The sequence below is a fragment of the Acinetobacter sp. YH16040_T genome (assembly GCF_024605785.1).
GTDB lineage: Bacteria > Pseudomonadota > Gammaproteobacteria > Pseudomonadales > Moraxellaceae > Acinetobacter > Acinetobacter amyesii.
Window position 1 is genome coordinate 2,782,988 of the sequence record NZ_CP094541.1, and the last position, 26,153, is coordinate 2,809,140.

Consider the following 26,153-nt stretch of genomic DNA (forward strand, 5'->3'; position numbering starts at 1 on the left):
ATTTGGCTGTTTTAGCAATAAGTCCTTGTGACAAAACAGCCAAAAAGAGGCATAATCCCCTATTCGAATAAAAGCGGTACGCTGTTTACGTATTCGCTGACCTTAACCCATATAGTTGGATTTCTAACGCTATGATGCGAACTCATTACTGCGGCTCACTTACTGAAGCCCAAATCGACCAAACCGTTACATTATGCGGTTGGGTTCACCGTCGCCGTGACCACGGTGGTGTAATCTTCCTTGACATGCGCGACCGTGATGGCCTTGTTCAAGTGGTGATTGACCCTGATACTCCTGAAGCTTTCGCGACTGCTGATAAATCACGTTCAGAATTCGTATTAAAAATTACAGGCCGTGTACGTCGTCGTTACGAAGGTACTGAAAACGCGAATATCGTGAGTGGTCAAATCGAAGTTTTAGGCAAAGAAATTGAAGTTCTTGCTGCGTCTGAAACTCCTCCATTCCCATTGAATGACGAAAATACCAATATTTCTGAAGAAGTACGTTTGAAATATCGTTTCCTCGATATTCGTCGTCCAGAAATGTTAGATCGTTTACGTTTCCGTTCTAAATTAACCAACCTTATTCGTAACTACTTCGAAGAAAATGGTTTCCTAGACGTTGAAACACCGATTTTGACTCGTGCGACTCCTGAAGGTGCGCGTGACTATTTAGTACCAAGTCGTGTTTCTAACGGTAGCTTCTACGCGCTTCCACAATCTCCACAATTGTTCAAACAGTTGTTGATGGTTGGCGGTATTGATCGTTACTACCAAATTGCTAAATGTTTCCGTGATGAAGACTTACGTGCTGACCGTCAGCCTGAATTCACACAAATCGACGTTGAAACATCGTTCATGAGTGACGATGACATTATGGATTTGATGGAACGTTTAACGGTTAAGATGTTCAAAGAACTTCTAAACGTTCAGTTCGACAAATTCCCTCGCATGACTTATGCAGACGCAATGCGTGACTATGCATCTGATAAACCTGACTTACGTATTCCTTTGAAACTTGTTGATGTTGCAGACATGATGCAAGACGTTGAGTTCAAAGTATTCGCAGGTCCTGCAAAAGATCCTAAAGGCCGTATTGTTGCGCTTCGCGTACCAGGTGCTGGCGCGCTTCCACGTAGCCAAATCGACGAATACACTAAATTCGTTGGCATTTATGGCGCGAAAGGTTTGGCTTACATCAAAGTCAACGAACTTGAAAAAGGTATTGAAGGTCTTCAATCTCCAATCGTTAAATTCATCGAGCCAATCGTGCTTGATCTATTGAAACGTGTTGGCGCTGAAAATGGCGATATCGTATTCTTCGGTGCAGATAAAGCGAAAATCGTAAACGATGCGATGGGTGCTTTACGTATCAAAGTCGGTCACGACATGAAACTTGCAACTTGCGAGTGGGCACCACTTTGGGTTGTTGACTTCCCAATGTTTGAAGAAACTGATGACGGTAAATGGACGTCTGTTCATCACCCATTCACGCTGCCAAAATCAAGCGTTGAAGAAGTGAAGAACAACCCAGGTGCTGCACTTTCTGTTGCTTACGATATGGTATTGAACGGTACTGAAATCGGTGGTGGTTCATTACGTATCTTCAACCTAGAAATGCAAAAAGCGATCTTTGAAGCGCTTGGTATTTCTGAAGAAGAAGCAGAAGAGAAATTCAGCTTCTTGCTTAATGCCTTGAAATTCGGTGCGCCTCCTCACGGTGGTTTAGCATTCGGTCTTGACCGTTTAGTGATGTTGATGACTGGTGCATCTTCTATCCGTGACGTGATTGCATTCCCGAAAACTAAGACTGCGGAATGCCCTTTAACTCAAGCGCCTGCGCCAGTTGAAGCAACCCAATTGCGCGACCTAGGTATTCGTTTACGCGAAAAACCTAAAGCAGAATCTCAAGAATAAGTTTTGAGAATGTGAGAAGAACCCTGCAAATTTGCAGGGTTTTTTTATGAATTGAGATAAAGCCAAGCTAGTGGCATAATAGCGCTTCGTTTTGAATTTTAAGTTGAGCGTTACTATGGCTATGCGTCCTGCAGTTCGTAATCGTGGCATTATGCTAATTGTATTTGCTGTCGCTCAATGGTTATTCATGCGTTATATTCTGGCCAATAACATGTTTGCCTTAGACACCAATGACCGCATTTTGTACTTTAGCTTAAGTTCTATTGGCGGTGCATTTGTGATTTTTGTGGGGCTGATTTATATGGTTTTAAAAGGCAACGCAGAGAAAGTCGAATAATTCCCTTCTTTAACCACTGAGTGGTGACTTTCCTCAGTGGTTTTATCTCGTTTTATTTTGTTCTGAAAATGTTTAACTCCTTATCTGTGATTTAGACATAGGGGCAGCATCATCCTTGCTGTAATAAAACTCTTTGCAAAATTTTCTTCTTATAACCAGTGTAGTTTTCAAAGAGTTACGACATTATGTATTTTTTCCTCAAAGTCATTTCCCGATTTCCGTTGTTTTTTTTACAGCTTCTGGCATCCTGCATTGCAATTCTGCTGTATTCCTTCAATTCCTCACTCAAACGAATTACCAGCATCAATTTAAAGCTGGCTTATCCAAAACTAGATGAAACAGCCTACCAGACTCTCCTCAAGAAAAGCTTAAAAAGTCAATGTATGACCTATATAGAATCAATCAAATGTTGGGGTATGCCGCCTGAATACAGCTTAAATCAGATCAAAAATATTTACGGAGAGCAGCATCTTACAGAAGCCTTAGCCAATAAAAAAGGCGTTATAGTTGTGGTTGCACATTTGGGCTGTTGGGAATTTTTAAATGCATGGCTGAATTTACATGCCGCCCCGATGATCATGTACAAGCCCAATAAACATAAAGCAGTGGATCGCTTTATGCTAGAAGCGCGCCAGCGATTGAATGCCACGCTTGTCCCCACCGATGAAAATGGCGTACGTGCCATCTTTAAACATCTGAAGCAAGGAGGCTTAACGGTCATTTTACCAGATCATCTTCCGAAAGCATCGGGAGGTATTTATTCAGAGTTTTTTGGGCAAAAGACCTTATCTACCACGCTGGTGTCAAAACTGGTCAGTAAGACCCAATGCAATATAGTAGGCCTCAATTGTATTCGTGATGAAACATCGGGTTTTAATGTGTATTGCTCACCACTATCCGATCAGATTTTATCGAAGGATCTACAAACTTCAGTGGATAGCTTGAATCAAAATTTAGAAGACATGATTAATATCGCACCCGAGCAATATATTTGGTCTTATAAGCGCTTTAGAAATATTGAAGGGAATAAAAATCTTTATACATCAAACCCTAGATAAAAAGCGATGCTATATTGCCATACACAACCATAGAATCATGCTGTTTTTTTAGTCGCTCAGTGGTTATTTATGTGCTATTAGATTTATCAATAACCCTAAAAAATCTGGGTTATTGATAAATAAACAGCATTATTAGCTATCTTGTTTTAAGAGGATTTTCTTGTTGTTCCGAATATTCTCTGCCTAACTCTAACGCTCCATAATAAGATAAATGATGATTGTCTTTATCTCGATATAAAGGAATATCATTCAAACTAGTCTGACACTCTGTTTGATCACATAACAGCGGATTAAGATCAACAATTTCAAGCTTTGGAAATTGAGTCTTCAAGCGTTCAAGAATTTCTAAATACTGTCGATCCCGAGATTTTATTTCCTTAGCAGAGATTGTGCATTTTTTAGATAACCCAAGCGATTTTACTCGTGCTTCACAATTAGCTTTGACCTTCTTCAATTCAGGCACATCTAAAATCACAACGACTCTATCACTTGCTTTTGAAATGTTTTTAAATGCCCGCCGCATTCCATCTTCAAATACTTCCTGATTAGACCTGCCAGTGCCGTCTGATAGTTTGACTTTTTCAGTTAAATAAGCTGAGAAATAACCTGACACTACAGCTATTGAATAGTGATGATCTTGCAATAATTTAGTCAAACTGTCATTTCTTGTTTTGAAATGAGATAAAAGAACATATTCATCATTGGCTCGTCTTTCAAACAATTCTATCTGAGGTAAATATAACGTTGTACTTTGCGTTGGATCATATCCTCTCAAACCTAAATCTTTTGCCCAAAGATCCACAGCTCCTGCTAAGCTATTAGCATGTGAATCTCCAAGCAATATTAGATCAATATTGTTCTTCTTTTCATTACCTAAAGTACATAATGATGTATCAGGCAAAATTACTTTGTCCTTCGGTGCATCATGACAATCCTTCCTTACTACATGTGCAGCTGACTGAAGTGCCATCACTTGACGATTTACATTTTCATCAAACCGTTCAGGCAAACCATGAGTATATTTCACAACTCCTGCTATAGCAGAAAGCCCTATACTTGGTAATAAAAATCCTAATACAATGACTTTTTTATTAGACCATATCACCCACTTCCTTGCTGGGAGTTCAATATACTTATAGGTAAAATAAGCCAAACTTATTGTTGTGACAAAAATCAAAACTTGAGTCATTAACCCTATTTCTATTAAATAAATATTACAAAAAACAATGAGAGGCCAATGCCACAAATACATGGGATAAGAAATTTTCCCAAACCAAACAGAATAGGAATTACCTAAGATAAAACTTTTTTTAGCCGAGATCTGACTTAAATAGATAATAAGCGCTGTAGCCAGACAAGGAATCAGGGCATTCAAACCTGGAAATTTGGTCAGCTGATTAAACATCATCGCTGTTGCAAATAAGCATAAAACACCTGAGTAAATACCAATTTGTATAAATATTCCTTTTAATTTTATCTTCGGCAAAAAGCAAATCAAAGCACCTAAAAACATTTCACAGGCACGAACTGGCATTTTATAGTAGGCTTTACCGGCATTTTTCAGTATTTGTTGCTCTGCATAAAATACAGACAGCATAATTAAACTTATAACAATCCATATCAGCCATTTTGCATTTATTTTTTTTATCAAGAACAATAAAAGTAAAGGCCAAAATAAGTAAAACTGCTCCTCAATCCCTAATGACCATAAGTGAAGTAAAGGCACCTCCTCAACACTTGTTGAGAAATATCCACCAACCTCTTTACGCATGTATACATTTGCCATTAAGAAAGTTGAGTAAATTACACTCTCAAAATAAGACATCAACTCATGTGGAAGCATAAGTAAAGAACTGATAATAGAAACTACCGCAAGCATGGTAAAAAAAGCCGGTGCGAGCCGGATCACCCTTTTTTTGTAAAAGTGACCAATACGAAAGCGATCTTCCCGCATTTCTTTATAGATTATGGACGTAATCAGATATCCAGAAATCACAAAGAAAATGTCTACCCCAATAAATCCACCCTGAAATAAACTGACATGAAGATGGTTAAAAATAACAAAGAGAACTGCTATTGCCCTTAAACCATCAATATCAGCATTATACTTTATACTCATATACAACTAGCCAATCAAAATTTTTTGCTTATTCTATTCGCTTGGTTGCTATTTACAACAATAACTTTACAAGTGACAAATAACATAACCTGCCAAATATGCAGATAAAGTACTATTTAATATACGATTTTCTAGAATAGACTTAAAAGTAATAATTTAAAGTGTAATTTACAAAAAAAATCTTGCTGATATACTGATGACAACAATCTACTATTGCTAAAAAAATGTCAAAGATCTTGTTTATTATCGACCACTTAGGTTGTGGAGGTGCAGAAAGGATTACACTGCAACTTGCTGAATACCTGGCAAAACAAGATCATATTATTTATTTAGCTGTCCTTAATGGACAACGTAATCACTATCATTGTTCTTCCCTTGTCCACTATATGGATCTGCAAATAGCTGAATCCTTTGCTTACGGTAAAATGTGGAAAAATAAAATGCTGACATTAGCAGAACAAGACAAAATTTCTCAGTTACTAAATCACAATTTTGATCTAATTGTGACAGGTTATAATAATGGTCATTGGTTAACTCCCTATTTGAAAGGAAATGTATGGCACTGGATCCATGGCGACCTTTTAGAAGTTCGTAAATTTAATAACCGTTTGAAGCAACTGAAAGAACACTTACGTTTTTTCAAAAATAAAAGGAAATTTTCTAAATTATTCCACAATCGAAATTTAATCACTGTTAACCGTGATCTAGAAAATAAAGCTAGAGCATACTCCAATCCAAATTCCATTAAAACGATTGCGAATGGTGTAAATATTCCATCCAAATACCTCAATCGATATCCAACAACAGAAAAAAAGTGGGATGTCGTTTTTGTTGGAAGATTAGTCCCTATTAAACAAGTAGATCATGCGATCACAGCTTTTTCTATGTCTAATACAAATGGCAGAATGGCAATTGTTGGTGATGGCACAGAAAGACAAAAACTAGAAGAGTTGACCAAAGAATTAAAAATAGCCGATCGAGTTGATTTTTTAGGTTGGATTGAAGAACCTTATCAAGTAATGCTTCAAAGTAGGTGTTTAGTGCTCTCCTCACTGTATGAAGGGAGCCCAGTTATATTAGCTGAATCAATCTTATTAGATGTACCAGTGGTTACCTATAACTCCTCACATGGTATTGAAGATTTGTTTTGTGCAAATATCATAAAAGATATTTTAGTAAATAAACAAAATATTCAAGATTTAGCATTCTCTTTAAGTAAATGCATACAAAAACCTTATGTTCACCCACAAATATGTAAAAATAAAGTTTCTATAAAAAATATGGCTGATCAATTTATATCGTTGATCTAATATAGTTAATTTTATTTATTATTTTCATTATATAATATTTTATAGGATTTCTTTTTTTAAACCTCTCTCTTAAGATAGTTCTATTTAATCTATAATTTACATAAGAATAATATGGCTCGTGCTTAAATTTTTCAAGTACCTTCTGCATTTCTATAGCCATTCGCAAACTATTTTTTGAAAAATTTGTATTATGAACCCTATATTTTGCAAGTTTTTCAGGAATATAAGCTAACTTATATTTTTTTTGAAGTAATCTCAATAGCAAATCCCAATCTTCAATTTTTATATTTGGATCAAACCCATCAATATCTTTTAGAACTGACAACAAATACATTTGAGTTAGTGCAGGTAAGTCATGTTTAGATTTAATGACATCCTCAAAAGTATATTCTGTAATTTGAGAGACTCTTTCACCAACAACCTCACCTTGATCATTAATAAGAAAAATCCCTCCAAATACACCTGTTATATCGGCATGATTTTCTAAGTATTTAACCTGTATAAAGGTTTTTTGAGGCAACATAAGGTCATCAGATGCAATAAAACTGACATATTTACCATGACAATGCGTTAATGCTTCATTTAAAGTTGCACACACACCCTTATTCGGACGCGTAGTAAAATAAACACTCTCAAACCGTTTTTGACATATTGGTAACATTGCTTTAATTTTAGCAACAGAAAGGTCTATTGAGCCATCATCAATAATGATGAGTTCAATACGCTCATACGTTTGATCAATGATGCTCTGGATAGTGTCTTCAATAAAACACTCATGATTATAGCAAGGGATTACAATTGAAACTAAAGGTTGCATTAAACACCACCTTTGAGTGTAAATGCATTGCACACTTCAATCACTTTCAATGTATCTTCCAGCTTTTGCGTTGGACCAATTGGCAAACTAAGAACCTGCTGATGAATGAGTTCCGTTAATGGAAAACTTAGATTATTCCATTCTTTATACGATTGTTGTTTATGTGGTGGAATCGGATAATGGATTAATGTTTGAACACCATGATCTAATAGATATTTTTGCAAAGCATCACGTTGATTAGTGCGAATTACAAATAAATGCCAAACATGCTGCATATAGGATTCAGCATTAACATCGCCTAATGGCAGTTGAATTAGTGGATTTTTGATTCCATTTAAATATAAGCCTGCGATGTGACGTCTATGTTGAGTTTCTTGCTCCAAATATTTTAGCTTAATATCAAGCATCGCTGCCTGAATTTCATCTAACCGACTATTCACACCAGGAACTAAATTTTTATACTTTTCATGCGAGCCATAGTTACGCAATGCTTTTAACATGGTCGCTAATTCTGCATCATTGGTTGTAACTGCACCCGAATCACCTAGTGCACCTAAATTTTTTCCAGGATAAAAACTAAAACCTGAAGCATCCCCCCAGTTTCCTGCTTTTTTACCTTGTATTTGTGCCCCGTGACTTTGTGCGGAGTCTTCTAAAACCAATAAATTGTGTTGTTTAGCAATTTGCATAATTTCTGGCATTTCTGCCAATTGACCATATAAATGGACAGGTAAAATCACTTTGGTTTTAGCCGTTATTGCTTCTTTTATTTTTATAGGATCAATATTGTAGGTAGAAATATTTGGCTCAACTAAAACTGGCGTCAAGTTATTTGCTGTAATGGCAAGAATGCTAGCAATATACGTATTAGATGGAACAATAACCTCATCTCCATCTTTAAGTTTGCCTAGCTCTTTCCATGCACGTAGTGTCAGAATCAATGCATCTAAGCCGTTTGAAACACCAATTGCAAACTGTGTACCACAATATTCAGCAAAGTTCTTTTCAAAACTTTCTAACTCTTTACCATCAATATACCAACCTGAATCAATCACTCGCGTACAAGCCGTAACCAACTCTTCACGATACTGCTGATTGATATTTTTTAAATCAAGGAAAGGGATCATTCTATATAACCTTTAATAAATGCTGGATTACCAATGACTATTGCATTTTCTGGCACATCTTTAGTCACAACAGCACCAGCACCTACTAATGCATTTTTACCAATTTTTATTCCAGGCAATATAGTCGCATTTGCACCGATACTTGCACCTTCCGCAATTACTGTTTTAGCGAAAGAGTCAGGATATTGTTTCGATCTTGGTTTTTTGTCATTGGTAAAAGCCACACATGGCCCAATAAAGACATTATCTTCTAAGGTGATTCCATCCCATACATAGACACCTGATTTTATGGTGACATTGTTGCCAATGATGACATCATTTTCAATGAGGGTATGCGCACAAATATTACAATTCTCACCAATCATTGCATTCTGTAAAACGACACTAAATTGCCAAATTTTGGTTTTCTGACCAATTTTTTGGGATTTCACATCTGCCAAAGGATGAATAAACGGCTTATGTACTTCTTTTAAAAATTCTTGATAATCACGAATATAGTCGCTTTCATCATAATGTTCACTTGCCAATACCAATAAAACACAATCATCCGAAAAGTCATGCATTTCTCGCCAAGTTAGAGCCTCAATATACAGGCCTTGCGTTGGTGAGCTAAGAATCACTTCTTCTCTAACATGACCATTATCTAAAATAAAACGACAACTTCCTTTGACGCACACCGCGACTTGCTTTAAATCGATATGTGCATGAAAGCCACGAGACTGATTGGTTGTATTAAAAATATAATACAAACGCTTAATCTCAAAAGGAATGGATTGATTAGACTCTATTGCAACCAATCCCCCTCGCTGATCTCCCAAACTCGGCAAATAAATTAGTTTTATTAAACTCATTTTAATTCATTCACCAATGAAATTAGATATTGACCATAATCATTTTTACTCATGCTTTGACCAATTTCTAATACCTGTTCTTTACTCAGCCAGCCATTATTCAGGGCAATTTCTTCTAAACACGCCACTTTATAGCCTTGGCGTTTTTCGATGGTTTCTACAAATTGTGCTGCCTCAAGTAAGCTCGCATGTGTACCTGTGTCCAACCAAGCAAAACCACGTCCAAGCAATTCTACATTTAAATCACCGCGCTCTAAATACATCTGATTGACTGTGGTAATTTCCAATTCTCCACGTTCAGAGGGTTTTACCTGTTTAGCAATTTGAATCACATCATTATCATAAAAATATAGACCTGTGACAGCAAAGTGAGATTTAGGTTGTTTTGGCTTTTCTTCTAAAGAAATTGCGCGCTTTTGTTCGTCAAACTCAACTACACCAAAACGCTCAGGGTCTTTCACCTGATAGCCAAATACCGTTGCACCTTTTTGACGAGCGACGGCTTGACGGAGCATTGGGGTAAAACCTTGACCATAAAAAATATTGTCGCCAAGCACTAAGCAAACATTACTATCCCCAATAAAGCTTTCACCAATAATAAAAGCCTGTGCCAAGCCGTCTGGGCTAGGTTGGACGGCATATTCAAGCTGAATTCCAAATTGAGTGCCATCCCCCAATAAACGCTTAAATCCATCAATATCTTCAGGAGTACTAATAATGAGTACTTCACGAATACCCGCAAGCATCAGCACTGAAAGCGGGTAATACACCATTGGCTTGTCATAAATAGGCAATAATTGCTTAGATACACCTTTGGTAATCGGATATAAACGTGTACCTGAACCGCCCGCTAAAATAATACCTTTTGTTGTATTTGACATTATGAATTTACACCTAATCTTTCGCGTTGGTAACTGCCATCTTGCACTCGATGACACCAATCTAAATTATTTAAATACCATTGCACCGTTTTACGAATTCCAGTTTCAAAAGTTTCTGTAGGTGTCCAACCTAATTCATTTTGAATTTTTGTAGCATCAATCGCATAGCGTAAATCATGCCCAGGGCGGTCTTTTACAAATGTAATCAGTGATTCATAGGTTTGACCATTTACCTGTGGTTTTAGCTCATTCAAAATTTTACAAATAGTTTTGACTACTTCAATATTCTGCTTTTCATTATGCCCACCAATATTGTAGGTTTCACCCACCACACCCTCGGTCACCACTTTATATAAAGCACGTGCATGATCTTCTACAAATAACCAATCCCGAATTTGCTGACCATTACCATATACAGGTAAAGGTTTAGCATCCAGTGCATTTAGAATCACCAATGGAATTAATTTTTCAGGAAAATGGTAAGGCCCATAATTATTTGAGCAGTTGGTGACTATAACAGGTAGGCCATAAGTTCTGTGCCAAGCACGTACTAAATGGTCTGAACTGGCTTTAGAGGCAGAATATGGAGAGCTTGGCGCGTATGAATTTGTTTCAGTAAATAAATCTGTCGTGCCTTCTAAATCACCATAAACCTCATCAGTTGAAATATGATGAAAACGAAAATTTTGTTGAGCTTCGGCATCAAGCCCCATCCAATACTTTCGAGCGGCTTCCAATAAAGTATACGTTCCCACAATATTGGTTTGAATAAATGCTGCTGGACCATCAATTGAGCGGTCTACATGTGACTCCGCAGCTAAATGCATAATTGCATTAGGCTGAAATGCATCTATTGCTGCTGTAATTTGTTCTGTATCACAAATATCAATTTGTTTGAACTCATAGTTCGAGTGTTGATCAATTTCTTTTAACGATTCTAAATTACCCGCATAAGTCAGTTTATCGATATTCAGAACGTGGTTGTTGGTATTTTGAATAATATGGCGGATGACAGCTGAACCAATAAATCCTGCACCGCCTGTAACTAAAATTTTCATAGCCAACCCAAATAAACCATAATGACATTATTAAATATATGTAGAATCAAGAAAAGTGATCAGCTTATCCGCGACTTTGCAAAATTGATATTCATTTTTAGCATCTTGGTGCCCAAGATGTGCAATTCTACTAATTTGCTCAGGGGATTCAATCAAAATAATTAGATTATTAACTAGATCTTGAACATCTCCGCATTTTGTCATCAAACCATTTTCACCTTGCCGAATAATTTGTTGGACACTAATATGATCACTCGCAACAACAGGTTTCCCCCAAGCAAAAGCATCTAATATAGCCAAGGGTTGGGTATCATTCATTGTAGGAACGAGTGCAATATCAATATCTTTATAAAACTTTCTTTTTTGTTCCCCACCAATCCAACCTAAAAACTCTACGTCACTCTCCAAATTCAAATCTTTAACTTGCTGAAATAAAAACTCTTTCTGTTCACCATCCCCTGCAATCAACAACTTGACCATGTATCCTTTTTGCTTTAATTGCTCCACCGCAGAAATTGCTATGTGTGTACCCTTATATTCAACCAAGCGCGTCATAATCCCTAAGACCACAGGTTCCCCAAGTTTTTTAGCAAAAGAAGGTTCATCATCTGGCAAATGTATTAAATTTGGAATAACCGCTTGTGGTTTTTTTCTCAAATCCACACCCTTCTTTTTTGCAGCATCAGCAACACACTGGGCTACATAAGGAGTAATATGAATAAATCCATCTGCGCGTAATGTCCTTTTCACATTATGACTATGATTCATCGCAATAACAGGGCATTTGATTTGTGAAAAAAACATCGCATTTTTAAATAAGTAAACAGCACGTCCACTATGAGCAATCACAACATCAGGACGATAAGAACGTAGCCATAAAGCGAGTTTTACTGCAGCAATTAGGTCATAAAATCCTGAGCTATTAAGAAGAAACTTTGGATAATTTTCAGATTTTAACTTTTTATTTTCATCACCATATACCAAAATATCTTCATACCCCTTACTTTCTAATGCATCAAAAGTGTTCAGCATTGCTTGCCAACGCCCACCTGAAGCATCTCCATAAACTGTGTGAACTATTTTTAATTTTTTCAAGAAAATAACCTTTCGTTAAGCAACTCTGCCAACTTTTCACTTGGCTCATAATCTAATACTTTCAACTTTTCTAAAACACCACTAGCTCTATCAACTTCAGAAATTGGAATTAGTTGGATAAAACTTTTCTTCTGCAAATGTGTTAAAACTCCTTGAAATTTAGTATCTGGTTTAAAGCATTCTGGATGATAAACTACCAACTTTCTTTGAGCAGCTAGACTCTCCATCATCATAGACATAGAATCCGCTCCACAATATACCCTCTCACTTAAACCTAAAAAGGCATGTAAAACTTGACGAGGTTGCTCACTCCACCATACAGTATCTATGATATATTCAGGTTTTAATATTCCTTTTAAAGCTCTTTCTGCCTCTACACCTGTACGCCTAGAAGTACTAACAAACCAAGAAATATTATTTTGCTCGGCCAGCAAATTCATTTGCTTAGCTAAATTTTCCCAATCTGATATCGTATATTTAGCTCCAGCCCCATCTCCTCCAACTAACATAGTCCAAACGACACATTGTATATCTGAATGCTCTTTTACCCAGTTTTTTGATGCAAGCGATAAAATTCTTTGACTTAAAGGCATTGCAGACACTGTTAAACTTATAAAAGGGGGAAGCATATTTGGCTCTAAAACCAATACGACATCGAATAAATCTTTTTTTAAATGCCTCAAAGATCCACAGAAAATATTTTTAGCACATTTTGCTCTAGCCAACCAAGCCACAGCATAAGATACATTCCCACCAGCTCCAATCACGATATCTGGCTGATTATTAGGTAGTAAAGAAAGTCTATAAAAATATTTAATTTTTGATAGCTTTGGAATATTAAAATTTAATATAAATGCTAATAGTCGACGTAAATAACTATTTCTCAGTTTTAAATCGATCCAATAAACATCCAAATCAAATAGTATTTCTAATGCAAAAAGCACCCCTTTGGACTGATTAAAATGTCCAGGTATGCCATCACTAACCACCCATACTATTTTCTTTTGTTTCACTTTTTTAACCACGTATTAGTTCCTGGTATACTTGAACAGTATGCTCAAGCATGGCATCAATAGTAAGATTCTGCTTTGCCAATTCATAAATTGGTTTAAAAGACTGCTGTAGATCTTTAAAATTGGAAAAATGCTTTTCAATTAAATTATGTAATGCTAAAACATCTTGTATTGGGCATATAAATTCAAAAGGCAAAATATCAGAAACCATGCCAACATTCGTAGAAATGACTGGACGATTCGAAAGCAATGCTTCTGATAATGTGTATGGCCCACCTTCATTTCTAGAAGAAATTACTAAAATATCTGAATTATATAGCAGCTCATTGACGTCACTTCTATATCCTAATAATTGAATGTTTTGCTGTAAACCTAACAAATCAATTTGTTGTTGCAGGCTTTCTCTATCTGGTCCATCACCTATTATAATTAAGTTTGCAGAAATACCTTGCCATGCTTCTATTAAAAGATCGAAACCTTTTGCTGGCACTAATCGCCCAATTGCTAAAGCCTGTATATTGCTATTAATTTTTTTTTCAGAAACTTCATTTTTAGGTACACTTACTCCATTTAAAACGACTCTAACTTTCTGTTGATTTGAAAATTGATTCGCTACACTCTGACTTACCGCTATTACTCGATCAAATTTTTCAAATGCTGTTATATTCCTCTTAAAATTATGTAAAGTTGCTACACTTGGAATTTTTAACCACGTTAAAAATGGAGCAATCATAGTTACAGCTTTATTTGCATGTACGTGTAAAACATCTGCTCTGATTGATTTAACAAGATGATAAAGTTGCCATAATAAAATAAGATTCCTACGCCCCTTGCTTAAATCTAATGCTTTAAAATCAACTCCATCAACTCGGGATTGGTATTTTTCATGAGCAATTAAAGTAACTTTATGACCATACTTAACTAGGCCATTCGCTAACTCAACAACATGCTTTTCCAAACCACCATCTTCATCGCCAGCCATCACTAAACAGATATGCATCTTAATTCCGCTTCCCCAATTTCATTCGCAATTTAAAAGCAAATAATGAATCTTTTCCGCTGATTTTAATACGTTGCAATTGCATAAGATCAGGCATTTTCCCATCTATGCCTTCTTGTGTTGTTACTGCATTGGTATATCCTGCCTGCTGCGCCAAACTTACATCACGCGCTGCATAAATACCAAATGGATATGCAAAGCTATTTACAGAGCGATGAATCAAACTTTCAAGTGATTGCTTGGATTGTGTTAACTCATCTAAGCATTCAGTATCATCCAACTTTGCAAGATTCGCATGGGTCATTGTATGTGAACCAATTTCAATCAAACCAGAATTTGATAAAAATTTGACTTGTTCATCATTTAATTTAGGTTCACGGGCAAGTTCACCACTATTATGATGCGCTTTTTTGTAGGTTGACCAATCTCGATCATGTCGGTCTACCACTACATAAATCGTCGCTTTGGCTTGATATTTTTCTAAAATTGCAAAAGCATTTTCCAAGTTATCTAAATAACCATCATCAAAAGTGATTGCAACAGTTTTTGCAGGATGCTCCCCCCAATGATCTTGTAATTCCTGCATAGTTACAAAGTTAAAACCTTCTGCTTTTAACCATGCTATTTGCTTTTCAAACTCAGTAGGCTTAACTCGTAATTTATTAAACTTTGCACCATCTATATGCTCACGTACCATGTGATACATTAAAATTCGTGGTCTATCCCAATCTACTGCTGGCTTCCACCATGCATATTTAAAACTAAATGCAATCATCAAAACCAACAGAAAAATGAATATATAAATCACGGTTAAGACCAGTTATTTTGTCAGAAGATATGTTGCCACACGATCCGCTTCTTTAAAAGCGCTAGGTTCAGCCAATTGCAAAATTGAACTTGATAAAGAAACCAGGCCCTTTTGCAAAATCAAATCTATTGAACCTGTAATCCGATCTTCCTTCAACCGATCCACTTCAATTACCCCGACTTTACAACCCGCGGTGAGAGCCTCGTAAATCATTGAAACACTATCTTCAGTTACCCAAACCGCTTCGGCTTTTTGCATTTCTTCGAAAATCCAACCTTGCGGAGTGACTTCAACTGGGAAAATCTGTACTTTTTCAATATTCTTTAACTGTTTTAATTCTGCTAAAAACGCTTTTGGTGTGCGCCGTGAAGTGGTCAAAAGGATTTGTGAATTTGGATTTTGCTCGACTATTTGTTCAATTCGTTGGAGTACTTTAGCCGCATTCCACTGATGGCGTTTCGAAGAGCCACCCAAAGCGATCAGGATTCGACCATGCTGATGTCGCTCCTCATTCACAATAGGATTTAACGCACCCTGTGTGGTTAGTACTTTATTTGATGCCTGAATACCATCGTGCTGTGGAATTACAGCATAATCAAACCATGCAAACGGCAAGCTTGGCTTCATTAAAATAATGGTTTTGGCTTTGTTATACACTTTGCCTAACAGCCATACTCGAAAATGCGTATGGCTGCCGACGCCAAAAATATAGGTTGGCACGTGTTCTACGGCATGAACTTGATGGCTAAACAGTGCAGAAATAAGTGTCGCTATAGGCAAATCATCAATTGAAATTTCTTGAAATGTGACTGCTTCCTGAGATTGGCGCTGCATGGCCTTAAATAAACCTAGAGCCTGTGAGCGATGTCCTGCTTTACCATCACTGACATAAACAATATGCATAGTCTCGTTCCAAAAAAATTCAATATCTTCAAGCCAATAAAAAAGGCGAAACTTAGTTTCGCCTTTTCATCTTAACCGATCAGCTTATTTTACGTAAGTTAACCAGTGCGCATATTTAGGGTCTTTACCCTGAACCGCATTAAAGAATGCAGTTTGGATTTGCTCAGTGATTGGACCACGACAACCTTCACCAATTTGACGGTCATCATATTCACGGATTGGCGTCACTTCAGCAGCAGTACCTGTGAAGAATGCTTCATCAGCGATATAGAATTCGTCACGTGTAATACGACGTTCAACCACTTCAAAACCAAGGTCTTTCGCAATCGTAATAATGGTTTGACGGGTAATACCATCAAGTGCACCACCCGCGATGTCAGGAGTATGAATCACGCCATCACGAACTAAGAATACGTTTTCGCCTGAACCTTGACATACATAACCTTGTGGGTCGAGTAACATTGCTTCGTCATAGCCAGCATGTGCCACTTCTTGGTGGGCAAGAATTGACAAAGTATAGTTACCAGATGCTTTTGCTTTACACATGGTCACGTTTGGATGATGGTGCGTAAATGAAGACGTTTTAACACGAATACCCTTCGCCATCGCTTCATCACCAAGGTAAGCACCCCAGCTCCATGCAGCAACAACGGCATGAATTGTATTATCAGTTGCTGCAATACCTAATTTTTCTGAACCAATAAAAATAATTGGGCGTAAATAGCAAGAAGCCAATTTATTTTCACGAACCACATCAATTTGAGCTTGTTCTAATGCTGCATGATCAAATGGGACTTTCATTTGATAAATTTTTGCAGAATTTAATAAACGCTTAGTGTGTTCTTTTAAACGGAAAATAGCCGTTCCATTCGGAGTTTCATAAGCACGGACGCCTTCAAACACACCCATGCTGTAATGCAATGTATGTGTTAATACGTGAGTTTTCGCCTCACGCCAGTCAACTAATTGTCCATCTTGCCAAATAAAACCATCACGATCAGCCAAGTTCATGGCACACACTCCAAATTTTTATACACAGTCATTTTTATCCAATGCAAACGTTGCAGTTGGATCAATTAATCTTTGCCATAGCTTGCAAACGACCACTCGGGTATCGTGCCAATCGTCAGCTGAAACTTGCATGGATTGATTCGCAAGTGCTAAACGGTGGCTCTCGGCTCGTTCACGGAGATAAGCTTGAATCAATGCTGTCGCGTCGGCGCTGGATAAGCAATCCGTTCTTGCGGCATCCTCAAGGATTCGTACGTTGTCAGAGTAATGGGCGAGATCGGGATTCGACCCACTCCATGCTAATACTGCATACTGTGCCATAAATTCGATGTCAACGATACCACCTGCATCTTGTTTTAAATGAAAAATTCCATCTTTTTGCTGCTCTTTAGAAGAACCTAGATGGTCTTTCATTTTTTGGCGCATTTTTAGCACTTCTGCACGAACATTGTTCTCATCGCGTGGCTGAGTCAAAATATTGCAGCGCAAGTTTTCAATTTCAATCCGTAAACTGTGCTCACCTGCAATCGTTCTGGCACGTACCAAAGCTTGATGCTCCCAGACCCAAGCATTTTTATGTTGATATTGCTCAAAAGCTTTTAAGCTAGTCACCAATAACCCCGCCTCTCCCGAAGGTCGTAAACGTGTATCCACTTCATACACTCGGCCATCTAGGGTTTGCGTGGTCATTAAGGACATAAATTTTTGTGCAACCCGCATGGCAAATTCAAAGCCACTAATTGGTTTCTGTCCATCAGTATCGGCTTGTTCATCCATATAGTGAATAAACACCAAATCCAAGTCCGAACCATAACCCAACTCGATGCCACCCACCTTGCCATAGCCAATTACCGCAAAAGCCGTGTGATCAATCGAACAACGTTGCCCTTCTGCATCAATTGGATAGCCATGTTTTTTGGCAACAATTTGATATGCCAAATGCAAGGTTGCATTCACCGATACTTCAGCAATATCGGTCAATGCATCCGATACTTTCATCAACGGACTTTCTGCCAAAACATCACTAGCAGCAACTGCTAAGACGTTGGATTTTTTAAATAATCGAAGAACACGCATTTGATCTTCAACTTGATCAATTTCAATTCGAAGCAATTGCTGACGTAGAGAATCTTCCAAATCTTTACGTTTTGGCAGCTCAAAATCCATCGACAAAAACTCGTCCAACAGCACGGGATAATGCGTCAATTCTTCGCAGATCCAAGGACTGACTGTCGCCATTTTCACTAATCGTTGTAATGCCCCTTTACTCTCTATCAACATCACCAAATAAACTGTGCGACGCAGCACCGACTCCACCAAAGGCATGAGACGTAGTAAGGCCACCTGAGGTTTATCTGACTGTAATATCGCTTCAATAAGATGTGGCCAAAAGGTTTTTAAACGCTGTACTGCTTTGGCAGGTAATTTTTTCAGCGCATGTCCATACCAAAATTCGTGAATTAAATTTTTGGCATCATCATCTAAAACATCGTTCAACTGGGCTTCTAAATGACTAAAACTTTCCAGTAACGGATCGGGTTCTTTTTCTTTAATAAGATGCTCAAATTGGTAAATGACTTTGGCGCGTTTCTGATTGAGCACATGCAAAAAATCATCCCAGGTCGCAAAACCTAAAGTATCTAAGATACGTTGGCGAGGTTCAGGCTCATGTGGCAACGATTGGGTTTGCTGATCATTGAGTGCTTGAATCGCATGTTCAATACGACGTAAAAATAAATACGCATCTTCTAAATCAGCAACTGCGGTTTTTTCTAATAATCCGACTTCGCCTAAATGATGCAGACTCACTAAACATTGACGGTCTTGCAGCTCGAGTTTTGAACCTCCATAGATGAGCTGAAAAACTTGAACAATAAACTCTACTTCACGAATTCCGCCTGCACCGAGTTTAATGTCATCTTCGATATTACGACGTAGCACTTCACGTTCGATCATGGCTTTCATTTCACGCATGGCTTCGAAAGCGGTGTAATCGACATATTTTCGGAAGACGAAAGGTCGGGTCATTTCCAGTAACTCGGCGCCTTCTTTACCGCCCGTGACGATACGTGCCTTAATCCAGGCATAGCGCTCCCATTCACGTCCATGCTGGCTTAAATATTTTTCTAATGCCGCATGACTGATTGCCAAGGCAGAACCATCACCCCATGGGCGAAGGCGCATATCTACACGGAAGACAAAACCATCTGCCGTAATATGGTCAAGCAGGTAAATTAATTTTTGTCCCCATAAAATACAGAACTGCTGTACATCGATACATTTTCGACCATTGGTTTCGCCCTGTTCATCAAAGGCAAAAATAAGATCAATATCACTTGAAAGATTAAGTTCCTGTGCACCAAGTTTTCCCATGGCAACCACAATCAGGTCTTGAACTTTCCCCTTATAGCTTAGCGGTTCGCCATATTTCGCAATCAACGGCTTTAGTGCAAAATCTTTTGCCGCACAGATGGATGCATCGGCAAAGTCTGAAAGCTCTCGAGTTAAGGTGACGACATCGGTGAGTTGATTGGCATCTTGCCAAATCCAACGAAACATCAGACGTGCGCGCAGCACACGAATTGCACGCATCCAACTATTTTCATCTTGGATATCGGCGAGGCTGCTTGCGACAAAATGTTGAATTTGTGCCGTACTCAGCGAGGTTTGAAACTGATCAATTGCATAGTCTTGTTCTAAACTGGCCTGATGGATTCCGAGCACCTGTTCAGCATATTGACTGGCACGTAATGTTTTCTGCAATTGCTCCGCATTCATTTCACAAACCCTAGCGTGATTTTTTTCTAGTTATAACAGTTGATAACGCTTAGGGAAAAGTATTTTTAGGCTTTTATACCAATAGATGCGCATTAAAGTTCACTTAAGGTCGCATCTTTTAAGGTCGCATCTTTCTGTGCACTGCTGCTCTCGGTATTTAGGGTTTGATGCAGGCTCGTCGCCTGTGGCAACCAGACTTTAAATTGTGTGCCTTCACCTTCTTTCGAGTTCACCACAATTTCACCCTGATTTAAGTCCACAAAACGTTTACAAAGGACTAAACCCAACCCCGTACCACGCTCTCCTGCCGTACCTTTAATACTAACCGTCAGTTTTTGCTGAAATAAATCATCAATCTGAGCTTGGGTCATCCCCAATCCAGTATCTTGAATAGTGAATACAACCCGTTCTCCATCTCGATCGGCTGAAATCGTCACCACACCTCTACCATCGGTATGGGTAAATTTCAATGCGTTTGACACCAAGTTTTGCATCACTGATGTGATCATATTGATATCTGCATTGACTTTAATACCTTCAGGTACGGCATTGATCAGTCGAATATTTTTCTTCACAGCCAAGCTATTTAAAACATCACTGACGATTTTTGCAGACTGATGTAAATCAAAATTAATCGGGTGATAAACAAAGCGACCACCTTCTGCCATAGCCCAGTTTAATAAGCTTTCTAAAAGGTTATACGTCGACTGTGTGGTGTCATATAAATAGTCTGCAATATTTTGCACACTTGAATCATCTAAGGTATTGCGTTCCTGCGCCAAAACTTCAGAAAAGCCCAGTAGACCATGAAAAGGCGCTCGTAAATCATGAGCAATAATTTGGAAAAATTTAGTTTTACTAAAATTGAGTGCCGACTGCTGTTCATAGGCTTCTTTTAATTCGGCATTTTCAACGCGGAGTTGAATAATATTGACTAGACTTTGTACAAATTCTTCGACAATCTTTAATTGTTTAGCTTCAAATGCAGTGACTTGATCATCAAACAAAATTACTTTACCGATAGATTCTTGGTCATATTTTAAATCGAAAGCGACTAAACGCTGATGCCCTAATCCAAGTTCTTGCATATAGTTGGAATAAGCTTGGTAATTTTCAGCATCGTGATCTATACGAGACTGTTCAGCAAAAAACTGATCGAGACGATCATCATCAGCTTCGGCCATAAAGGCCTTAAATATGTGCTCTGACGCATACCATATATAAGGTTCATTTTTAAATGTGAGGACAGCATTCTCTACTTGCACAATACCACGCGCGAACTTTAAAAATTCTGCAATGCGGTTGTCGTCCGTATAAACCCCCATCAATAAAGACAAACGACAGGCAGTTAATAATTCGGTTTGTGTACCAATATCCAGTAAACGTAAAGCCATCCCGTTGCTCTCCTCAGGGTTTATCTTAAAGATAAAAACCAACTGTTATGTTCAAGATTAATAGCAAAAATAGCCCAAACACTCAATAACAAAACCCAACAAAAAAACAAACATCATTTACGAATGCGCTATTTAATCGAACTTTCATCCAATTAGAAAATAAAAATATCTATAAAGAACATAACATTAAAGGTAAAAAAAAATTAAAACAATAAAATTAGAAACTTAAATTAATTTAAATTTTATTAACTGTTTATTTTAAATCGTACTTTTCGCGTTTTATTCAAACTAAAAACATGACCAAAAGAAATATTTACTTACATAAGACCTAAAAAACTGGGTTTAATTTTCTTTAACTACATCACAAAAAATAGTGAGTTTTATGACTATTCTATGACCAGATTGCTCATCAGGATGCTCGTTTCAGTCAGCTACACTAAATGAATCTATTTTTAAGTTTTTCTATTAGACTAATTTATTAGTATTTATGAGTTGTGAGTATCGTTGCTGCTTTAAACTAGACCTTCTCGCTTTTTCTTTATTAACTGATGTTACGCACGTAAAAGTACTTATGCACTTTTAAAATGATTTTTAAGTCTATTCGACGGAGTCTTACATCTAAGGATTGAATAAAGGGATTAGCCTTCGGCTGGAGGTACTTTTGTTTCGGCAAAATGAGAAGCGAAGCTTCGTAAGGAAACCATCTTGCGGAGCAATGCTCCTCAGCGCAAAACTCGTTCACTACCGTCAAATTATTCAAAGCATCGCAAAAACATTTTTGATTAGAAGTAGTCCTGTCTCAAACACTTGTGGATGACCTTACCGTGTATCGTTCTTTTATTTGAAGCAAATTGCGCTTTGATGGTTACTGCGTAACATCAGTTATTAAACTAAGCTAAAGATTCGATTTATGCTTCTACTGTACATGAACTCATTCACCCAAATGACTGAAGCTAAAAAATAGCCATGCCTTATTCATCAGATATATAAGTTATCGTATAAACATTCCGAGAGCGCTCAAAGTCAAATAGAGCATTGAACTCACGTCGTTCTTTTATAAAGTCACAGATCCTGACTAATTTTCGAACTTACGCACCAAATCTACACCTAAAAGCTAAGGCTTTCGGTTTGACCTGTCCTACGCTTTGCTTTACAACTAAATTTCGAACGAGCCATAAAGAACAGATCAGCCCCAAGAAAACGATATAAATTTAATTGTTCAATAGCTTTAAGCTATGAATAACAAGCTTTCAATATTCCCCTTCTCGGTTTTGCGCTAAAATTGGGCGTCAAACTGCACTTCTTTTGTATCATTTTTCTACGAAATGACCACATCACAGGATCTTGCGTTGACTGAAAAGCAATGAACCCCGATACTTTCATAGTTTTATTTAAGCAAATCGGTTCATAGAGGCGAGCCACAAGCTCGGACCTCAAAGACACAATCTAAAGCAAGGGGCTATATATGGCTGGTGGAAAGTCAACTATCATCTACACACTGACCGACGAGGCGCCATTATTGGCGACTTACTCTCTGCTGCCGATCATTGAAACCTTTACTAAACCTGCTGGCGTTGAAATCGTTAAACGCGATATCTCAGTTGCAGCACGTGTACTCGCTGAATTTTCAGACTACCTAAGCGAAGAACAAAAGGTGCCAAATAACTTGGCAGAGCTTGGACAATTAACCCAAGATCCAAGCACAAACATTATCAAACTTCCGAACATCAGTGCTTCAGTTGGCCAATTAACTGCTTGCATTAAAGAATTACAGTCTAAAGGTTTTGCAATTCCGAACTATCCAGAAAACCCAGCGACTGAGGAAGAAAAAGAAATCAAGGCACGTTATAGCAAATGCCTAGGTTCTGCTGTAAATCCTGTACTTCGTGAAGGTAACTCTGACCGTCGTGCGCCTACTGCAGTAAAAAATTACGCGAAGAAACATCCGCACTCTATGAGCGAATGGAAACAGTGGTCACAAACTCACGTTTCTCACATGGACGAAGGTGACTTCTACCACGGCGAAAAGTCTATGACTTTAGACCGCGCTCGCAATGTAAAAATGGAATTGATCACTAAGTCTGGTGAAACTATTGTTCTTAAGCCTAAAGTTGCGCTTCAAGACGGCGAAATCATCGACTCAATGTTCATGAGCAAAAAAGCACTTTGCGACTTCTATGAAAAAGAATTAGATGATTGTAAAGAAGCAGGCATTTTGTTCTCTCTACACGTAAAAGCGACCATGATGAAGGTGTCTCACCCAATCGTTTTCGGTCACTGTGTGAAGATTTACTACAAAGATGCATTCGAAAAACACGGCAAATTGTTTGATGAGTTAGGTATTAACATCAACAACGGTATGTCTGGTCTTTACGAAAAAATTGAAACTCTTCCGACTTCTCTTCGTGAAGAAATCATTGCTGACTTACATGCTTGCCAAGAACACCGTCCTGCACTTGCAATGGTGGATTCTGCAAAAGGCATCACTAACTTCCACTCACCTAATGACGTAATTGTAGATGCATCTATGCCCGCAATGATCCGTGGTGGCGGTAAAATGTGGGGTGCTGACGGCAAACAGTACGACTGTAAAGCTGTAATGCCTGAATCTACTTTCGCGCGTATCTACCAAGAAATGATCAATTTCTGTAAATGGAATGGTAACTTTGACCCACGCACTATGGGCACTGTACCTAACGTTGGTTTGATGGCGCAAAAAGCTGAAGAATACGGCTCACACGACAAAACTTTCGAAATCGCTGAAGCGGGTGTTGCAAACATCACCGACCTAGAAACTGGTGAAGTGTTGATGTCACAAAACGTGGAAGAAGGCGATATCTGGCGTATGTGCCAAGTGAAAGACGCTCCAATCCGTGACTGGGTGAAACTTGCTGTGACTCGTGCACGCAACTCAGGAATGCCTGCGATCTTCTGGCTTGACCCGTACCGTCCACACGAAAACGAACTCATCAAGAAAGTTCAAACTTACTTGAAAGAGCACGACACTACTGGTTTAGACATTCAAATCATGTCTCAAGTACGTGCTATGCGTTATACACTTGAACGTGTTGCTCGTGGCCTAGATACAATTTCTGTAACTGGTAACATCCTACGTGACTACCTAACAGACTTATTCCCGATTATGGAATTGGGTACTTCTGCGAAAATGCTTTCTATCGTGCCTCTAATGGCTGGTGGCGGCATGTACGAAACTGGTGCGGGTGGTTCTGCGCCTAAACACGTACAACAACTTGTAGAAGAAAACCACTTACGTTGGGATTCTTTAGGCGAGTTCTTGGCGCTTGCTGTTTCTCTTGAAGAAATGGGCATCAAAGAAGACAACGCGAAAGCTAAACTTCTTGCAAATACGCTTGATGCTGCGACTGGTAAATTGCTTGACAATGACAAGTCTCCATCACGTCGTACTGGCGAACTAGACAACCGTGGCAGCCACTTCTACCTTGCTAAATACTGGGCTGAAGAACTTGCTGCGCAAGACGAAGATGCAGATCTTAAAGCGAAATTCGCTCCTCTTGCTCAAGCTCTTGCTGACAACGAAGAAAAAATCGTTGCAGAACTTGCTGAAGTTCAAGGTAAAGCTGCGGACATCGGTGGTTACTACGCTGTAGATACAGCGAAAGTAAATGCTGTAATGCGTCCAAGCGCAACTTTGAATGCTGCTCTTGATGCTGCTCAATAAGTTGATGCAAAACTAACTTAAGTTAGTGATGTAAAAAAACCAGCGCTTCGGCGCTGGTTTTTTTATACCCTCATTTATATAGTGTTATGACAACTCTTTCATTTAATACTTTGCTCTAAATTTTATGAATGTGAGCTATCAAAGGTAGGCTTTTTCATCCAACTACAGCCATAAAATAAGGAAAACCTAAAATGGCAAATTCATGGGGAATACCAAAGCACATAGAAGATGCGGTCTCGGAGCGAGACCTGTGCTGTGTATATTGCGGCAAAAAATTTGGCACTGAAAGAGCCAACAAGAAGTCTTGGGAACACATTATCAACGATATAAGAATTACAACCTTAACCAATATTGCATTGTGCTGTGTTGGCTGCAATGCATCTAAAGGCAATAAAGACTTAGCAACTTGGTTCCACTCTGAGAATGCTCGAAAAAGAGGTGTCAACACTGAGACAATTGCAGATGTCATCAAAGTAGCTTTAGATAGTTAATAAAGCTTTTAAATACTACAAGCCCTATAAGACACCCGATCAATCACATTTGATTATTGTATTGATCTAATAATTTAAGCTTAGCATCTGATTCCACCATGAGTACCCAAACAAAATTCAGGTACTCATCCGAGTACTCATTTTACGAAGTGACCACCTGAAACGTGGCTAGTGAAATCATTGGAAATTTTCTAGAAATTTTATATAAGTCATTACTTTTAGACATAAAAAAACCCCAAGTCTTAATAAGCTTGGGGTCTTTTAGAATTTTGGTCCCGAGGGTCGGACTCGAACCGACACATCATCTCTGATAGTGGATTTTGAATCCACCGCGTCTACCAATTTCACCACCTCGGGAAGGTGTTGAAACGTATAATAAACTGTTTCAAAAACTTGTCAACGCATGATGTTCTCATTTGATTAAAAATAAACCGTATAAGAATTTTTAGATGGATAATCCATCAATTTCAGCGTTAAAACCCAAAA

Annotated in this window: 20 protein-coding genes and 1 tRNA gene; 6 read left to right on the top strand and 15 right to left on the bottom strand. The window is 38.1% G+C overall.

Going from position 1 to position 26,153, the window contains the following annotated elements; genetic code table 11:
- Positions 1 to 131 precede the first annotated feature (131 nt).
- From aspS to MST16_RS13625, 3 genes are all read left to right on the top strand, one after another.
- Entirely contained in the window at positions 132 to 1,916 is a 1,785-nt protein-coding gene (aspS, locus tag MST16_RS13615; RefSeq protein WP_180010970.1) for an aspartate--tRNA ligase, read from the top strand.
- A 115-nt stretch (positions 1,917 to 2,031) separates the two neighbouring features.
- A complete protein-coding gene (locus MST16_RS13620) occupies positions 2,032 to 2,253 on the top strand; it encodes a hypothetical protein (protein WP_180010968.1) in 222 nt (73 codons plus the stop codon).
- A gap of 185 nt (positions 2,254 to 2,438) precedes the next feature.
- Positions 2,439 to 3,311, top strand: coding sequence for a lysophospholipid acyltransferase family protein (locus tag MST16_RS13625; protein ID WP_167846268.1), 873 nt, complete (start codon positions 2,439 to 2,441; stop codon positions 3,309 to 3,311).
- Between the two features lie 136 nt (positions 3,312 to 3,447).
- On the opposite strand, the gene MST16_RS13630 is transcribed toward MST16_RS13625, so the two are convergent.
- A complete protein-coding gene (locus tag MST16_RS13630; RefSeq protein ID WP_180010967.1) occupies positions 3,448 to 5,430 on the bottom strand; it encodes an acyltransferase family protein in 1,983 nt (660 codons plus the stop codon).
- Between the two features lie 224 nt (positions 5,431 to 5,654).
- Here MST16_RS13630 and MST16_RS13635 point away from each other — a divergent pair, with 224 nt between their 5' ends.
- Positions 5,655 to 6,740 carry a glycosyltransferase gene (locus MST16_RS13635; RefSeq protein ID WP_180010965.1) on the top strand — a complete coding sequence of 362 codons (1,086 nt, stop codon included), beginning with the start codon at positions 5,655 to 5,657 and terminating at the stop codon, positions 6,738 to 6,740.
- Here MST16_RS13635 and MST16_RS13640 read toward each other — a convergent pair.
- From MST16_RS13640 to MST16_RS13700, 13 genes are all read right to left on the bottom strand, one after another.
- On the bottom strand, positions 6,724 to 7,557 hold the full coding sequence (locus MST16_RS13640; protein ID WP_019836457.1) for a glycosyltransferase: 834 nt from the start codon (positions 7,555 to 7,557) through the stop codon (positions 6,724 to 6,726). The genes MST16_RS13635 and MST16_RS13640 overlap by 17 nt on opposite strands.
- Positions 7,557 to 8,684 (bottom strand): DegT/DnrJ/EryC1/StrS aminotransferase family protein, encoded by a 1,128-nt coding sequence (locus MST16_RS13645; RefSeq protein ID WP_180010963.1) that lies wholly within the window; start codon positions 8,682 to 8,684, stop codon positions 7,557 to 7,559. Before MST16_RS13645 ends, MST16_RS13640 begins: the two co-directional genes overlap by 1 nt.
- Positions 8,681 to 9,535 (bottom strand): WxcM-like domain-containing protein, encoded by an 855-nt coding sequence (locus MST16_RS13650; RefSeq protein WP_180010961.1) that lies wholly within the window; start codon positions 9,533 to 9,535, stop codon positions 8,681 to 8,683. Before MST16_RS13650 ends, MST16_RS13645 begins: the two co-directional genes overlap by 4 nt.
- Positions 9,532 to 10,416, bottom strand: a complete 885-nt coding sequence (gene rfbA / locus MST16_RS13655) for a glucose-1-phosphate thymidylyltransferase RfbA (RefSeq protein ID WP_019836454.1) — start codon at positions 10,414 to 10,416, stop codon at positions 9,532 to 9,534. The genes MST16_RS13650 and rfbA overlap by 4 nt, the downstream gene beginning before the upstream one ends.
- A complete protein-coding gene (rfbB, locus tag MST16_RS13660; RefSeq protein ID WP_180010959.1) occupies positions 10,416 to 11,474 on the bottom strand; it encodes a dTDP-glucose 4,6-dehydratase in 1,059 nt (352 codons plus the stop codon). The genes rfbA and rfbB overlap by 1 nt, the downstream gene beginning before the upstream one ends.
- Before the next feature lie 30 nt (positions 11,475 to 11,504).
- On the bottom strand, positions 11,505 to 12,569 hold the full coding sequence (locus tag MST16_RS13665) for a glycosyltransferase family 4 protein (protein ID WP_180010957.1): 1,065 nt from the start codon (positions 12,567 to 12,569) through the stop codon (positions 11,505 to 11,507).
- Complete coding sequence (locus MST16_RS13670) at positions 12,566 to 13,594, bottom strand: ELM1/GtrOC1 family putative glycosyltransferase (protein ID WP_180010955.1); 1,029 nt, start codon at positions 13,592 to 13,594, stop codon at positions 12,566 to 12,568. Before MST16_RS13670 ends, MST16_RS13665 begins: the two co-directional genes overlap by 4 nt.
- A complete protein-coding gene (locus MST16_RS13675; RefSeq protein WP_180010953.1) occupies positions 13,587 to 14,582 on the bottom strand; it encodes a glycosyltransferase in 996 nt (331 codons plus the stop codon). Before MST16_RS13675 ends, MST16_RS13670 begins: the two co-directional genes overlap by 8 nt.
- A gap of 1 nt (position 14,583) precedes the next feature.
- A complete protein-coding gene (locus MST16_RS13680) occupies positions 14,584 to 15,390 on the bottom strand; it encodes a polysaccharide deacetylase family protein (protein WP_180010951.1) in 807 nt (268 codons plus the stop codon).
- 12 nt (positions 15,391 to 15,402) lie between these two features.
- Positions 15,403 to 16,293, bottom strand: a complete 891-nt coding sequence (locus MST16_RS13685; RefSeq protein WP_180010950.1) for a mitochondrial fission ELM1 family protein — start codon at positions 16,291 to 16,293, stop codon at positions 15,403 to 15,405.
- A gap of 84 nt (positions 16,294 to 16,377) precedes the next feature.
- Positions 16,378 to 17,304, bottom strand: coding sequence for a branched-chain amino acid transaminase (locus tag MST16_RS13690; protein ID WP_078191262.1), 927 nt, complete (start codon positions 17,302 to 17,304; stop codon positions 16,378 to 16,380).
- 18 nt (positions 17,305 to 17,322) lie between these two features.
- Complete coding sequence (glnE, locus tag MST16_RS13695; protein WP_180010948.1) at positions 17,323 to 20,082, bottom strand: bifunctional [glutamate--ammonia ligase]-adenylyl-L-tyrosine phosphorylase/[glutamate--ammonia-ligase] adenylyltransferase; 2,760 nt, start codon at positions 20,080 to 20,082, stop codon at positions 17,323 to 17,325.
- Between the two features lie 92 nt (positions 20,083 to 20,174).
- The gene (locus MST16_RS13700) at positions 20,175 to 21,476 is read right to left on the bottom strand and encodes a sensor histidine kinase KdpD (protein ID WP_180010946.1); all 1,302 of its coding nucleotides are present in this window, start codon (positions 21,474 to 21,476) and stop codon (positions 20,175 to 20,177) included.
- A gap of 1,465 nt (positions 21,477 to 22,941) precedes the next feature.
- Here MST16_RS13700 and MST16_RS13705 point away from each other — a divergent pair.
- Positions 22,942 to 25,176 carry an NADP-dependent isocitrate dehydrogenase gene (locus tag MST16_RS13705; protein WP_180004594.1) on the top strand — a complete coding sequence of 745 codons (2,235 nt, stop codon included), beginning with the start codon at positions 22,942 to 22,944 and terminating at the stop codon, positions 25,174 to 25,176.
- 191 nt (positions 25,177 to 25,367) lie between these two features.
- Positions 25,368 to 25,667 (top strand): HNH endonuclease, encoded by a 300-nt coding sequence (locus MST16_RS13710; protein ID WP_168378735.1) that lies wholly within the window; start codon positions 25,368 to 25,370, stop codon positions 25,665 to 25,667.
- A gap of 270 nt (positions 25,668 to 25,937) precedes the next feature.
- On the opposite strand, the gene MST16_RS13715 is transcribed toward MST16_RS13710, so the two are convergent.
- Positions 25,938 to 26,024: transfer RNA gene (locus MST16_RS13715), tRNA-Leu, on the bottom strand.
- Positions 26,025 to 26,153: the final 129 nt, after the last annotated feature.